This is a genomic window from Nocardiopsis sp. NPDC055879, from assembly GCF_053615935.1.
The window spans coordinates 378902-392583 of record NZ_JBSHCT010000001.1 but is presented as its reverse complement, the minus strand read 5'-3'; the positions used below and the strand labels follow the sequence as shown (position 1 = coordinate 392583).

The 13682-nt window shown below is 68.6% G+C and carries 10 protein-coding genes and 1 tRNA gene; 5 read left to right on the top strand and 6 right to left on the bottom strand.

The genetic code is table 11. The features are described from left to right. Positions 1-36 precede the first annotated feature (36 nt). Positions 37-1635: a sensor histidine kinase gene (locus ACWGKS_RS01615; RefSeq protein ID WP_358514724.1), complete on the bottom strand. Its 1599-nt coding sequence runs from the start codon at positions 1633-1635 to the stop codon at positions 37-39. A 96-nt stretch (positions 1636-1731) separates the two neighbouring features. On the opposite strand from ACWGKS_RS01615, the gene ACWGKS_RS01610 reads away from it, so the two are divergent. Further along, entirely contained in the window at positions 1732-2985 is a 1254-nt protein-coding gene (locus ACWGKS_RS01610; RefSeq protein WP_358514722.1) for an MFS transporter, read from the top strand. Positions 2986-3010: 25 nt separating this feature from the next. Here ACWGKS_RS01610 and ACWGKS_RS01605 read toward each other — a convergent pair whose 3' ends face one another. Beyond that, positions 3011-3781 carry a DeoR/GlpR family DNA-binding transcription regulator gene (locus ACWGKS_RS01605; RefSeq protein WP_358514720.1) on the bottom strand — a complete coding sequence of 257 codons (771 nt, stop codon included), beginning with the start codon at positions 3779-3781 and terminating at the stop codon, positions 3011-3013. 228 nt (positions 3782-4009) lie between these two features. Here ACWGKS_RS01605 and ACWGKS_RS01600 point away from each other — a divergent pair, with 228 nt between their 5' ends. Continuing rightward, positions 4010-4786, top strand: coding sequence for a glycerophosphodiester phosphodiesterase (locus ACWGKS_RS01600; protein ID WP_452455927.1), 777 nt, complete (start codon positions 4010-4012; stop codon positions 4784-4786). A 224-nt stretch (positions 4787-5010) separates the two neighbouring features. Beyond that, complete coding sequence (locus ACWGKS_RS01595; RefSeq protein ID WP_358516359.1) at positions 5011-5631, top strand: TetR/AcrR family transcriptional regulator; 621 nt, start codon at positions 5011-5013, stop codon at positions 5629-5631. 40 nt (positions 5632-5671) lie between these two features. Here ACWGKS_RS01595 and ACWGKS_RS01590 read toward each other — a convergent pair whose 3' ends face one another. Both ACWGKS_RS01590 and ACWGKS_RS01585 read right to left on the bottom strand, forming a co-directional pair. Next, a complete protein-coding gene (locus ACWGKS_RS01590) occupies positions 5672-7573 on the bottom strand; it encodes a GDSL-type esterase/lipase family protein (RefSeq protein ID WP_452455926.1) in 1902 nt (633 codons plus the stop codon). A gap of 443 nt (positions 7574-8016) precedes the next feature. Continuing rightward, positions 8017-8090: transfer RNA gene (locus tag ACWGKS_RS01585), tRNA-Ile, on the bottom strand. A gap of 262 nt (positions 8091-8352) precedes the next feature. On the opposite strand from ACWGKS_RS01585, the gene ACWGKS_RS01580 reads away from it, so the two are divergent. Both ACWGKS_RS01580 and ACWGKS_RS01575 read left to right on the top strand, forming a co-directional pair. Continuing rightward, the gene (locus ACWGKS_RS01580) at positions 8353-9345 is read left to right on the top strand and encodes a malate dehydrogenase (RefSeq protein WP_358514876.1); all 993 of its coding nucleotides are present in this window, start codon (positions 8353-8355) and stop codon (positions 9343-9345) included. A 119-nt stretch (positions 9346-9464) separates the two neighbouring features. Next, positions 9465-11960, top strand: a complete 2496-nt coding sequence (locus ACWGKS_RS01575) for a DEAD/DEAH box helicase (protein ID WP_358514884.1) — start codon at positions 9465-9467, stop codon at positions 11958-11960. A gap of 9 nt (positions 11961-11969) precedes the next feature. On the opposite strand, the gene ACWGKS_RS01570 is transcribed toward ACWGKS_RS01575, so the two are convergent. Both ACWGKS_RS01570 and ACWGKS_RS01565 read right to left on the bottom strand, forming a co-directional pair. After that, entirely contained in the window at positions 11970-12455 is a 486-nt protein-coding gene (locus tag ACWGKS_RS01570; protein WP_358514873.1) for a cytidine/deoxycytidylate deaminase family protein, read from the bottom strand. Beyond that, a complete protein-coding gene (locus ACWGKS_RS01565) occupies positions 12452-13156 on the bottom strand; it encodes a RibD family protein (protein ID WP_452455904.1) in 705 nt (234 codons plus the stop codon). The genes ACWGKS_RS01570 and ACWGKS_RS01565 overlap by 4 nt, the downstream gene beginning before the upstream one ends. Positions 13157-13682 lie beyond the last annotated feature (526 nt).

The window sequence follows — 13682 nt, the reverse complement described above, 5'->3', positions numbered from 1 at the left end:
TCGGTGGTCCGCGGGAAGCATCCCACAAGGGCCCGATCACGGCCCCCGCAACTCCTCCTTGCTGACCAGGACCCCGTCCTCGTAGCAGAGTTGGTAGAAGTCCGCGTCGGTGTCGGACGCTCCCTGATCGACCCGGTACTGGTCGCAGTCGGGGTCGGGGTCGGCGACCTCTTCGAGCTGTGTCGTCTGGTCGAGCGGGTAGGCGGGCAGCAGGGGGGCGAGTTCGTCCTGGTCGCGCCCCACCTCGACCTCGGCGTAGTCCTGCGGGGAGAGTGTGGACTCCGTGAGGACGTCGAGGACGAACAGGTACATCAAGACGGCCACGGCCATGAGCAACATGATGGGAGCGGCGAACAGCGCCACGGACCAGTTCCGGACCCCGCGACGGGCATTGTGCCGGAGCCGGTCGATCTCCGCGGCGCCGTCGGTGCGGATCTCCTCGTCCGGAACCGCCTCACCGTCCAGAGGCAGGATCGCGCACACCTCCCAGCCGTTCTCGGCGGGACCGGCCGCGAAGGTGCCGCCGGTCAGCCGGACCCGTTCCCGCAGGCCGGCGAGTCCACGGTGACCGCTGACCGCGCCCTCCCCGGAAGCGCCCTCGGTGGCGGTGTTGGTGACATGGACCGCCAACCTTCGGCTGTCGGCGGTGAGCCGCACCGTGGCCCGCGACTCCGGGGCGTACTTGACGACGTTGGTGAGGGACTCCTGCACCACCCGGTGGGCGGCTCGATCCACCATCGGGGCCAGATCCTCCATCGGTCCCTCCTGGACGAGCATCACCCGGAGTCCGGAGTCGCGGACCCGTTCGACCAACGCGACGACGCTCTCGCCGGCGGGGCCGGTGGGCGCCGACCGCTCGCCTTCGTCGTCGTTCAGGACCCCGATGATCTCGCGCAGGTTCCGGGTGGCCGAGACCGCGGTCTCCCGAAGCTCGACCACCTTCTCCCGGTGCCGTTCGTCCAGGTCGCGGGCGACCTCCAGGGCACCCGCCCGGAGCGCGATGAGGGTGAGTTCGTGGCCCAGGGAATCGTGCATGTCGCGGGCGATGCGGGAACGTTCGCGCATCCTTGCCTGGTCCGCGGTCAGCCGTTGCTCCCGGCGTGACCGGCGGGCCTGTTCCCATCCGCCCTCGATCAGTTCCACGTGTTGGCGTCGGTAGACACCGACCAACCACGGCACGGCCACGGACAACACGGTCACCAGGAGCGAGAGGATCCAGATCACCGGTTCCCCGCCCATCCCGCTGCGCCACACGTCGGCGAACACCACGACCGCGAACACGATGAGGATCGCCACCGGCCTCGCCTTCGGGGAACGCCGTCCGGCCAGGTAGGACGCGCACGTCAGCACGACGACGAAGGCCAGGAGCAGGTAGCCGAGGATCATGGCCGCGCAGGGGGCGAGCAGCGGATGGAGACGGCCGAGCAGTACCACCACCACCGGCCCGATGAGCGCGCCCAGGACTTGCCAAGGGCCGAGGATGTCCAGCACCGACAACGCGTACAGTTCGGCGGCCATGAGCAGGTAGAAGCCCAGTGTCAGGAAGACGTCGCGTACGACCGCGCTCCGGTCGGGCCAGCCGGGCCCGGGGGTGAGGAATGAGCGTGGCCCGCCGAGGGGATGGGGGTGGTCCATGGGAGGGAACCTACACATTCGCGAACCCGAATCGGGACTTCGGTGGACCTATCATGGGATGGTTCGCGGCCGAGGGCGAGTACAGAACGAGGGCGGATGTCACCATTTGAAACCCTGCGGCGCATGCACCGGATCGCCGGTTGGCCGTTGCTCCTCGCCACCTTCCTGGCCCGTCTCCCCATCTCGATGACCTTGATCGGGCTCCTCACGCTCGTCACCGTCACCACCGGCAGCGTCGCCGCGGCAGGGCTGGTCTCGGGCGCGTTCGCCCTCGGAGAGGCCGTGGGCGGCCCCGTCATCGCCCGTTTCGCCGACCGTCACGGGCAACGTCTCCCGGTCCTGGTCACGGCCTTGGTGGACACCGTCCTGATCGCCGCGCTCGTCATCGCGGTGATCGCCGACGCCCCCTTGGCGGTGCTGGTCGCGCTCGCCGCACTCGGCGGCCTGTGCCTGCCCCAGGTCGGCCCCATGGCACGCACCCGTTGGGTGGTACTGATCCGCGAGGGGCCCGAGCGCGGCCTGGAGCGCGAACGCTCGGTGTCGGCCGCCATGTCCGTGGAGGGCGTACTGGACGAGGCGTCCTTCGTCCTGGGCCCGGCGCTCGTGGGCATTCTCACCGTGACCATGTCCCCCACCGCGAGCGTCATCGGCGCCGCCGTGCTCCTGGGCGTGTTCGGCACCGTGTTCGCCCTGCACCCCACCGCCCCGTCCGGCAGCGCGCCGGCGCCCGGTAACGGCGGGCGCATCCTGCGCCCGGCCCTGATGGTGCTGACCGTCCCCATGTTCTGCCAGGGCCTGTTCTTCGGCGGGATGTCCACGGGTGTGACCGCCTTCGCCGACAACGCGGGCCACGGCGACCTGTCGGGGCTCATGTACGCGGTGATGGGGACCAGCAGCGCCGTGGCGGGCCTGCTGATGGCCTCGTTGCCGGTGGGGTTCACCCTGACCGCCCGCACGCGAGTGGCCGCCGCGGGGTTGGCCCTGCTCACCCTGCCGCTGTACCTGGAACACGGTCCCGCGACACTCGCCGTGACGCTCTTCGCGCTCGGCTTCGCGATCGGCCCGCACATCGTGAGTCTGTTCGGTCTGATCGAGCGGGCCGCTCCGCCCGAACGGCTCTCGCAGTCCATGGCCATCGTACTGAGCTGTCTGATCCTCGGGCAGGCGCTGGGTTCCATGGTCGCCGGGGCCCTCGCCGACGCCCACGGTCACTACGGCGCGTTCGCGCTGGGGACGGCGGGCGGTGTCATCTCGCTGGCGATGACCACCCTGGTGATGCGGGGTCGTTGGTACACGCGCCGGAACGAGTCGGCCCCGGAGGCGCCCGCCGAACCCTCGTTGAGGACGTAGTCGGTGCGCCGCCGGGGCCGGGGCGTTATTCGCTGGGGACGATCTGGAGACGGATCTCGCGCTCGGTGAGCTCGTCCACCGCCGAACGGGGCAACCGGTCGTCGGTGACGATCAGGTCGAACTCCTCCAGACGGGCCACCCGGAAGGTGCCGAACTTGCCGTACTTGGTGCTGTCCACCACCAGGACGCTCTTGGAGGCGATGCGCAGCAACTCCTGCTTGGCGATCACCTTGGCCTCGGACGGGGTGGTGGAGCCGCGGTCGACGTCCCAGGAGCTGCTCGCGATGAACGCGAGGTCCACGTTGACCTTGCGCAGGAAGTCCGCGGTGAACTGGCCGACCGAGGAGTGGTCCGAGTGCGAGACCACGCCACCGGTGTGGATCAGCTCGATGCCCGGGTACTCCATGAGGTGGCCGACGACGTTGAAGTCGCTGGTGATGACGGTCAGCCCCACCTTGTCGGTGAGCAGCGGCACCATCTGCAGCGTGGTCGTGCCCGCGTCCAGGTAGATGGTGAAGTTCTCGCGCACCAGGTCGGCGGCGGCGCGCGCTATGGCGCGCTTGGCGGGGACCTCCAGCTGGGCCTTGGCCAGGTAGGAGGGTTCGCTCTTGAGACGGGCGGCCAGACGCACCCCGCCGGTGACCGACAGGACCTTGCCGTCGTTCTCCAGGGCCTGGATGTCCCGGCGCACCGTCATGTGGGACACGGACAGCATCGACGTGAGCTCGTTGATACTCAGCACATGGCGCTCCTGGAGGAGTTTGAGGATGTGCTCTCGTCGTTGGTCCGGAATCATCGTTCGCCTCACACTCGGGGCCTGCCTGAGGGTGCCGTGCCGTCACGACACCCGATAACAAAGTTTCCCAGTTCGTCGCGGTCGGAACGGACCGACGCGACGTGACAACGCTCGCACTGGGTCCGCGGGGGACCATCCATGCGTCCACAAGCCCGACAGGGACGGCCTTGGTAGGCGTTTTTCCTGTTTGCGCCACGTGCGGCGCCGGTTTTTGCGACCCTTGGACACATGACGTTGTCCATCGCACTACGCGGAGACACCGCACGCTACCCGGGTAACACGCTGCCGGCCCTACGTTCAGCCTTGCGCGGCGGGGTCGACCTGGTCAAGATCGACGTCCACCTGACCGCGGACGGATATCCCGTCCTGGTGGACGAACGTGTCGTGACCGTCCCGGGTTCCCAGACTCGCCAGGTGGGTGAACTGACCCTGGCCGAGCTCGCCGCCGCTCGCGAGGACGTGGAGCGGCGTGTCCCGACACTGATGGAGGTCCTGGCCGAGTTCTGCGGCCGGGAGGCCTCCCCGCTGATGATCGACGCGCTCACACCCGAGACGGCCCTGGCCGCCGACAAGGTGTTGCGCGAACACGGTTTCGTCGATCAGGCCCTGTTCACCGGACCGGTGGAGGTGCTCCGGGCGCTGCGCGAGCGCAGCCCGGGCGCGCGGCTGATGCTGGCCTGGGATCGGCCGGGGGCCCCACCGCAGGACCTGGTGCGTTCACTGTGTCCCACTTTCCTGGGCACTCACTACACCCTGTTGGACCGGGAAACGATCGGTGAGATACACCGTTCCGGTCACCGGGTGGTCGCCTGGACCGTGAACGAATTCCCGGAGATGGCACGACTCATCGGAATGGGAGTGGACGCACTGGCCACCGAACGCGTCGACGACCTGGTGTCGTTGACCACCGGCCGGGCGCAGGCGCCTCCGATACCCGTGGAAGCCGATTCCGGTGCCCTTCCCCCCGTTGCCCCCGGGGTGGCCGGCGCGAATCGGGTTCCCTGACGATCCGCACGTGTCAGGGGTGGAGGGAGGGGTCCGTCCACCCCTGACGAAAACGCCGAAAGGTACATCGACCACTTCAACCAGAACATCGACAACATACGTATCGTGATCTCGACATTCCTCATCGAGTTTCGCCGTTCCACGCAATTCGCCACCCCTTCGGCGATATCCTTGGCGCCCTTCCCCTTAAAGGCGTACGACGACCGACTGAGATAACCAGAGCAATGACGGCCGACCTCTCCCCTCACGCACTGCGCACCACGGCCCCCGTCCTGGAATGCGCCGCCCGCCTGTTCGACGAACACGGCTCTCGCGGCATGCCCATGTCCGTCCTGACCCAACGGATCGCCGTCGAGACCGACATCGACGCCGCCGACCTACGGCGTGCCTTCCCCACGCGTTTGGACCTGATCCACGCGGTCGTCCTGCACGCCACCCACGAGCACGTCCAGGACCGGCTGGCCGCCGACGATCCGCGTGCGAGCGCCACCGAGCGCATGGCCGGCCTCGTGCGCGGCCACATCATCGGTGGTTGGAAGCACCGCACCGCCCTCGCGCTCAGCCGCGAACTCATGCCCACCCTGCGCGCCATCGACCCCGCCCGATACCGGGAGATCGCCGGGCTGTACCGCGCCCTGCGCGAACGCGTGCGGGAGATCGTCGTCGCCGGGGTCACCGAAGGCCGCTTCGTGGTGACCGACACGGGCGGGGCCGCCGACAAGGTCCTGGAGACCTTCGACTCCCTCGTGCACTGGTACGACCCCGAGGCCGGGTTGAGTCTGCGGGACCTGAGCGAGGTCTACGTCGACCTGGTCATCCACCACCAGCTGGGCTGTCCTCGCTGAACCGTGCGGCTTCCGCCCCGGGCCGTGCCCCGCCTCCGGGTCACACCCCGAGCAACTCGTACAGGTCCACCGACTCGGCGATCGCGCGCAGACCCGCGTCGTTGGGGTGCAGGTGGTCACCGGAGTCGTACTCGGGCCGCATCCGCGTCGGGAACTCCGGGTCGCGCAGCACCGCTTCGAAGTCCCACACCCCGGCGAACGACGACTCCGGGTCGTACGCCTGTTCGCGCAGGTAGGAGTTGACCCGGCTCCGTTGTTCCTCCACCGTGGCCGTGCAACGCGGCGATCCGGCGCACGGCGCCAACGTCGACACGAACACCCGCACGTTGTGGTCCCTGCCCATCCGCGCCAGCCGGTTCAGACCCGCGATCACCTCCTCGGAGGAGGCACCCCAGCGCAGGTCGTTGATGCCCGCGAACACCACCACGGTGCCCACGCCGCTCTGCGAGAACACGTCCCGTTGGGCCCGGTGCAACATGCTCACACCGTTGGCGTAGACCGAGACGCCCTCACCCGGGTAGCCGTCGGCCGTGACCCGGTTGCCGGCCACCCCCAGGTTCAGCACACCCGGGTCGGGCAGGTCCCGGCTCGCGTGCAGGCGCTGACTGAGCACGTCCGGCCAGCGCCGGTGGGCGTCCCTGGTCGAACGGATGCCGTCGGTGATGGAGTCCCCGAAGGTCACCACCGAGCCCGGACCGTCCGTCACCTCGATCCCGGTGAGGAAGGGCCACTGGTCCACCTCGCCCGTGTAGGGCTCACCCGAGCGGTCCAGGGTCTGGTCTCCGCTGCCCGGGGGGCTGGTGTAGTTGGTGTCCACCGCCGCGTAGTGGATCGGCGCCGACCGCACCTGTTCGGGCAGGTGGATGCTGACCAGGGCCTCGGTCTGCGGTGGTAGCAGTACTTCCACAGGGTCGCTGAACAGGCGACCGCCGGCCGGGATGACGGCACCGGGCGCCCCGTCGAAGGTCAGTGGGACGGCCGCGCCGTACGTGGCCGGGCCGTCTCCCTGCAGGGCGATGGACGCCGCCCCGATGGTGACCGGACGCGCGGCGAAGGTGTTGTCCAACCGCACGCGCACCTTGTGGCCGCCGGTGGTGGAGCGCACCGCCAGGCGCAGGGTCTGGTCCTCCCAGGGACCGACCTCGGCGTATCCGGAGGTGGCGCGCGCCCAGGTTCCGGTCCACTCCTGACCCGCCGGGCGTCCGCCCACGGAGAACACGTGCATGTTCGCTCGGGGGTCGGCGACCTCGGGCATGACCACGTGGTCGACCTCGCGGCCGGGGTCCAGGGGGATCGAGCGCGCGTATAGGCGCACCGAACCGATGGCGTCCTGCCCGAAACCGGTCGAGAAGTTCGCGTAGGGAAGGGTCAGGGCGGCGTCTCCGGCGGGGCCGGCCACCCACTCCGGGACGACCAGGTCGAACTTGTGCTCCTCACCATCGGTGTAGACCACGCTGCCCACACCGCGAACGTCGGCCCCGGTGCCGTCGGTGCGGGTCCCGGTGGCCAGGAAGGTCACCGAGTCCATCCGGGTGGGGACGTCGGTCAGGGCGAGGCGTTGACCTTCGGCGACCATGTGGTCGGGGCGTCCCTCCCCGTAGGCGGGCAGGCGCAGCTCGGTGTCCAGCAGGGTGACCTCTCCACCGGGGAGCCAACCGGCGGATTCGAGCGTGCGCGCGGACAGGCTGTTGCCCGCGCCGTCGAGATCGCCTCCGTCGGCATCGCCGTCCTCGGAGACACCGGTGCGATCCAGCAGGGAGGCCAACGGGAGGGCGTCCGAGCGCTCGGACTCCGGCACGGAGCGATAGGTCACCTCGAAGGCGTCCTCAGGGCCGATCCCGGTCAACAGGATCGCGCCCGCCACGGCCACCGCGACCCAACGCAGGGCCTGGACGGGTCGAGGCCGCCGCCACCCCGTTCGTGTCGATCGACCTCCGTCCACTCCACGCCTTCCCCCGGTCGCACCATGTCCTTCGACCCGTCCGACGTACTCATCCCGGCGTTGGTTGCCGAGACCTGGGACACGTCGGGCCCCTCGGGCCGGCCGCCAGTTTAGGGGAGGTCGGGCTACCGGCCCGCCCCTCGCCGGTCACTGAGGACGGACCCACATGCCTCGATTCCGAACGGTCTTTCTGCTTTGTGCGAGAAATCCCCCATATGCATAAACGGGAGAACCATTCGGACAAAGGTCACGGCAGTCGAGAGAGTTACCCAACCCCACCCAGAGCGACCGTTTCGGTAGAGCCGGGAACAGCGACGGCCGAACGGCACGGGAGTAAGCGCCCCGGTCCGCGCCGCAACGATCCGTAGTCACTCGGATAACGAGAAAAGCGCCACCGGCCTGTATCCGCAGGCCGGCAGCGCTTTTTGCGTGTTAGGAAGGGGTAGGCCGGGCAGGACTCGAACCCGCGACCCAGGGATTATGAGTCCCCTGCTCTAACCAACTGAGCTACCGGCCCTCCGCCGTTGGCAAACGTCATCCTAACAGGATGCGTCCGCCGTTTCCGCGCCCGAATCCGTTACTCGGCAGAGGTTGCACGACCACCCGGTATGCGTCCCGTGGCGACTGACCCGACCTTGGTCACGGACGTGGGAGACGGGCGGTCTAGGGTGGGTTGGTGCGGTGCTCGCCAGGCCGTACCCCCTGGGCCCGGCGCCGGAACCGCTTCGAACCCGTTGGTAACATCGCGGGTCGCACATCGTCGTCAGGAGAGTTCACGCATGTCCAAAGCACCCGTCAACGTCACCGTCACCGGCGCCGCCGGCCAGATCGGCTACGCCCTGCTGTTCCGGATCGCCTCCGGTCAGCTGCTCGGTGCCGACACCCCGGTGAAGCTGCGTCTCCTTGAGATCCCCCAGGCGGTCAAGGCCGCCGAGGGCACCGCGATGGAGCTCGACGACTGCGCCTTCCCCCTGCTCGCGGGCATCGACATCTTCGACGACGCCAAGAAGGCCTTCGAGGGCACCAACGTCGGCCTGCTGGTCGGCGCCCGTCCCCGCGGCAAGGGCATGGAGCGCGGTGACCTCCTGGAGGCCAACGGCGGCATCTTCAAGCCCCAGGGCGAGGCCATCAACGCCGGTGCCGCCGACGACGTCCGCGTCCTGGTGGTCGGCAACCCCGCCAACACCAACGCCCTCATCGCGCAGAACCACGCTCCGGACGTTCCCGCCGAGCGCTTCACCGCGATGACCCGTCTGGACCACAACCGCGCGCTCACCCAGCTCGCCAAGAAGCTCGGTGTGTCGATCAACGACATCAAGAAGCTCACCATCTGGGGCAACCACTCCGCGACCCAGTACCCGGACCTGTTCCACGCCGAGGTCAACGGCTCCAACGCCGCCCAGGCCGTGAACGACCAGTCGTGGCTGGAGAACGACTTCATCCCGACCGTCGCCAAGCGCGGCGCCGCGATCATCGAGGCCCGTGGAGCGTCCTCCGCCGCCTCCGCCGCGAACGCCGCCATCGACCACGTCCACGACTGGGTCAACGGCACCCCCGAGGGCGACTGGACCTCCGCGGCCATCCCGTCCGACGGCTCCTACGGTGTGCCCGAGGGCATCATCTCCTCCTTCCCCGTCGTGTCCAAGAACGGCGCGTGGGAGATCGTTCAGGGCCTGGAGATCGACGAGTTCTCCCGCGGCCGCATCGACGCCTCCGTCCAGGAGCTCGTCGAGGAGCGCGACACCGTCCGCAAGCTCGGCCTGGTCAAGTAGGACCTTCGCGAGTACGAACGGCGGGCACCTCCCATGAGGAGGTGCCCGCCGTCGTCTTCCCCCTTTGTCCCGAAGAGGGTTCGAGAGCGGGCAGTATAGAGACCGTGAGTCTCATCGATGTGCTTCCGGCCGAACCTGAACCCGATTCCCTCTTCGAGGCTTTCGCTTCGTGGGCCGAGGAGCGGGGTCTCACCCTCTATCCGCACCAGGAGGAGGCCTTGATCGAGGTCGTCTCCGGATCCAACGTCATCCTCAGTACCCCCACCGGTTCCGGCAAGAGCATGGTCGCCACCGGTGCCCTCTTCGCCGCCCTGGCCCGGGACGAGTGCGCGTTCTACACCGCGCCCATCAAAGCGCTCGTGTCGGAGAAGTTCTTCGACCTGTGCGAGATCTTCGGCACCGAGAACGTCGGCATGATGACCGGTGACGCCTCCGTCAACGCGGATGCCCCCATCGTGTGCTGCACGGCCGAGGTCCTCGCCCAGATCGCCCTGGCCGAGGGCGAGAACGCCGACATCAACACCGTCATCATGGACGAGTTCCACTTCTACGCCGAGCCCGATCGCGGGTGGGCGTGGCAGGTGCCGCTGTTGGAGATGCCGCAGACCCAGTTCGTGTTGATGTCGGCCACCCTCGGCGACGTCAGCCGCTTCGAGGAGGACCTGGAGAAGCGCACGGGCAGGTCCACCTCCGTGGTCTCCTCCGCCGAGCGCCCCGTGCCCCTCTACTACGACTATCGGGTCACCCCGCTGCACGAGACCCTTGAGGAACTCCTGGGCAGCGGCGACGCCCCCGTGTACATCGTGCACTTCACCCAGGCGCAGGCCGTGGAACGCGCGCAATCGTTGACCAGCATCAACATGTGCACCAAGGAGGAGAAGGCGAGGATCGCCGAGGAGATCGGCAACTTCCGCTTCACCACCAAGTTCGGTCGCAACCTGTCCCGGTACGTGCGGCACGGCATCGGCGTCCACCACGCCGGGATGCTGCCCAAGTACCGACGCCTGGTGGAACGGTTGGCCCAGGCCGGACTGCTCAAGGTCATCTGCGGCACCGACACCCTGGGGGTGGGCGTGAACGTGCCCATCCGCACCGTGCTGTTCACCGCGCTGAGCAAGTACGACGGGGTGCGGGTGCGCAGGCTTCGGGCCCGCGAGTTCCACCAGATCGCCGGACGCGCCGGCCGTGCCGGGTTCGACACCGTCGGCAACGTCGTCGCCCAGGCGCCCGAACACGTCATCGAGAACGAGAAGGCCCTGGCCAAGGCTGGTGACGACTCCAAGAAGCGCCGCAAGGTCGTGCGCAAGAAGGCCCCGGAGGGCTTCGTCGCCTGGGATGACGCGACCTTCCACAAGCTCATCGAGGCCGAGCCCGAACCCCTCAACTCCCGGTTCCGGGTGAGCAACGCGATGCTGTTGAGCATCATCGCCCGCCCCGGGAACTGCTTCGCGGCGATGAAGCACCTGCTCACCGAGAACCACGACGACCGCAAGGCCCAGCGCAAGCACATCGGCGAGGCCATCGCGATCTACCGTTCGCTGTTGGACGGCGGCATCGTGGAAACCCTGCCCGAACCCGACGAGCAGGGGCGCACCGCCCGACTCACCGTCGACCTGCAGGCCGACTTCGCGCTGAACCAGCCGCTGTCGACGTTCGCGTTGGCGGCGCTGGACCTGCTCGACGTGGAGTCGACCACCTACCCGCTCGACGTGCTCACCATCGTGGAGTCCACCCTGGACGACCCACGGCAGATCCTCGGCGCGCAGCTCAACAAGGCCCGTGGCGAGGCCGTCCAGCAGATGAAGATGGACGGCATCGAGTACGAGGAGCGCATGGAGCTGCTGGAGGACGTCGACTACCCCAAGCCGCTGGAAGAGCTCCTCGAACACGCCTACGACGTGTACCGGCGAGGCCACCCGTGGGTGGGCGACCACCCGCTGCGGCCCAAGACGATCGCCCGCGACATGTACGAGCGCGCGATGAACTTCGTGGAGTACGTGGGCCACTACGAGCTGGCCCGCTCCGAAGGGCTGGTCCTGCGCTACCTGGCCGGCGCCTACAAGGCCCTCAACCAGACGGTGCCCGACGACGCCAAGACCGAGGAACTGCGCGACCTCATCGAGTGGTTGGGCGAGCTGGTCCGACAGGTCGACTCCAGCCTCCTCGACGAGTGGGAGAAGCTCACCAACCCCGAGGACGAGGTCGAGGGCGAGGACAAGGCGGAGGCCGAGGAGAAGGTCCGCCCGGTCACCGCCAACGCCCGTGCCTTCCGTGTCCTGGTGCGCAACGAGATGTTCCGCCGCGTGGAGCTGGCCGCCCGCCGCCGCTACGGCGAACTCGGCAAGATGTCCGAGGACGACGAATGGGACGGCGAGGAGTGGGCCGAGGCCTTGGAGGCCTACTACGCCGAGCACGACGAGATCGGTATCGGCCCGGACGCGCGCGGCCCGAAGATGCTCCAGATCGAGGAGGAGAAGGACGTGTGGCGGATCCGTCAGGTCTTCGCCGACCCCGAGGAGCACCACGACTGGGGCATCAGCGCCGAGGTCGACCTGGCCGCCTCCGACGCCGAGGGCCGGGCGGTCGTCCACGTCACCGACGTGAACCGGATGTGACCGAGGCGTTCAATCGAGCAGGTGCGCGTTGACCTCGCGTACCCGCGCGGCGAGGTCGGGGCGTTCCACCACGACCCGGCCCGCCGCGGCCAGGCGTTCGGCGCCGTCGCAGTCCACGAACACCTCGGGTTCGCGCCAGGCCAGCACCACCCGCGGGATCGGGGTGTCCAGGATCAGGGCGCTGCAGGCTCGGGGCCGGGAGGCGCGGGCGCTGCACGGTTCCAGGGAACTGTAGATCGTGGCCGTGGCCAGCCGGGGGTCGTGATGGTCCACGCCGCGCAGGGCGACCTCCTCGGCGTGGTCGTGGGGGTCGTCGCGGCGGGAGTACCCCTGGCCCAGGACCAGGCCGTCGGCGGTGACGATCACGGCGCCCACGGAGTAGGCGGTGTCCGACGGAGGGCAGGATCGGGACAGCGTGATCGTGTGTTCCAGCCAGTGGGTATCGGCGTCGCCCTCCGCGGGGGCGGGTCCGCGCATCGTGTGTGCCATGGTCATCGTCCTTCCTCCGGGGCGAGGCAGTAGCGCAGGACGGCGACCTCGCCCAGGGCACGGGCCTCCACCAGACGCATCGGCGTTTGCGGGGTGTAGGGGTAGGCGCCCGGCCGGACGAAGCTCGGGGCGTCCTCCTGCCCCACGAAGAACGGGGCGACGGCCAGCCGCAACTCGTCGACCAGCCCCGAGGTGAGGAAGAGGGTGTGGATGTGGCCGCCGCCCTCGACCAGGACACGTTCGACCCCGCGATCGGCGAGGTCGGTGAGGATCCCCTCGACGGTGGGCGGGTCACCGGCGTCGACGACGTCCACGGGCGGGTGGGTCTCGGGCCGCTCCGAGAGCAGTCGGGTGGCGGTGCGCACGCCCGCTCCCCCGGTGTACACCACGGCTCCGGCGTCACCGGTGGCGAAGAACCGGGCCTTGGGGTCGAGGTCTCCACCGCGGGTGACCACGGCCTTGAGGAGGTTCTCCGTGCGTCCCTGCTCGCGGCGGCGCTCGCGCAGCACCGGCGAGCGGACCAGGAGACGCGGGTTGTCGGCCCGCAGGGTGCCGGCGCCGACGAGGATGGCGTCGCATCCGGCGCGCAGTTCGTCGATCTCGGCGAAGTCGGCCTCGTTGGACAGCCGAAGTCGTTCGGGTCCACTGTCGTCGATGCGCCCGTCGACCGACATCGCGCAGCTCAGGATGGTGTAGGGACGGTCCATGCGCTCAGGCTAGCCGGACCCGGAGCGGAGCCGGGCGAGTGCACCGGCACGGCGCGTTCCCTTCCCGGCGTCGTACATTTCATGAGGGATTCGGAACCACGTCGAACGAATACGGTCGGGCTCTTCGGTAGTGGATTCTCGCTGGCAGTGGACGGTGCCGCTAATTGAGCAGGACCATTCCTTTAGGGTGGCGGAGTATTTTCACCATGCCCGCTACCTCCATCGACTCCCATGGTCGACCGCTGGAGACCGTTCGCGACCGAGTGCCCGGGTCGCTCGGCACCTCGGATCCCCACGGTGGCCCGCGCTCACCGCGCACACGCCCCGAGCCCATTCCTCGCATAATGGACATTAGGCATAAAAACACAAGGGGCCCCAGGCCGAACCTTACCCACAGGACCAGCCTCTTCGAGGTCGACCTCGGGCGACGTTTTTTACCACATGTATCCTGGACTCGGTTAACAACCAGGCGAACTCCGAATACAATCCTGGGAGTCGACCACACTTCCCCACCTCAGAACAAGAG

Coding starts and splice junctions, on each gene's coding strand:
- ACWGKS_RS01570 (WP_358514873.1), bottom strand. CDS start 12,455: ATGACCATGGCACACACGATGCGCGGACCCGCCCCCGCGGAGGGCGAC.
- ACWGKS_RS01610 (WP_358514722.1), top strand. CDS start 1,732: ATGTCACCATTTGAAACCCTGCGGCGCATGCACCGGATCGCCGGTTGG.
- ACWGKS_RS01605 (WP_358514720.1), bottom strand. CDS start 3,781: ATGATTCCGGACCAACGACGAGAGCACATCCTCAAACTCCTCCAGGAG.
- ACWGKS_RS01615 (WP_358514724.1), bottom strand. CDS start 1,635: ATGGACCACCCCCATCCCCTCGGCGGGCCACGCTCATTCCTCACCCCC.
- ACWGKS_RS01580 (WP_358514876.1), top strand. CDS start 8,353: ATGTCCAAAGCACCCGTCAACGTCACCGTCACCGGCGCCGCCGGCCAG.
- ACWGKS_RS01565 (WP_452455904.1), bottom strand. CDS start 13,156: ATGGACCGTCCCTACACCATCCTGAGCTGCGCGATGTCGGTCGACGGG.
- ACWGKS_RS01600 (WP_452455927.1), top strand. CDS start 4,010: ATGACGTTGTCCATCGCACTACGCGGAGACACCGCACGCTACCCGGGT.
- ACWGKS_RS01595 (WP_358516359.1), top strand. CDS start 5,011: ATGACGGCCGACCTCTCCCCTCACGCACTGCGCACCACGGCCCCCGTC.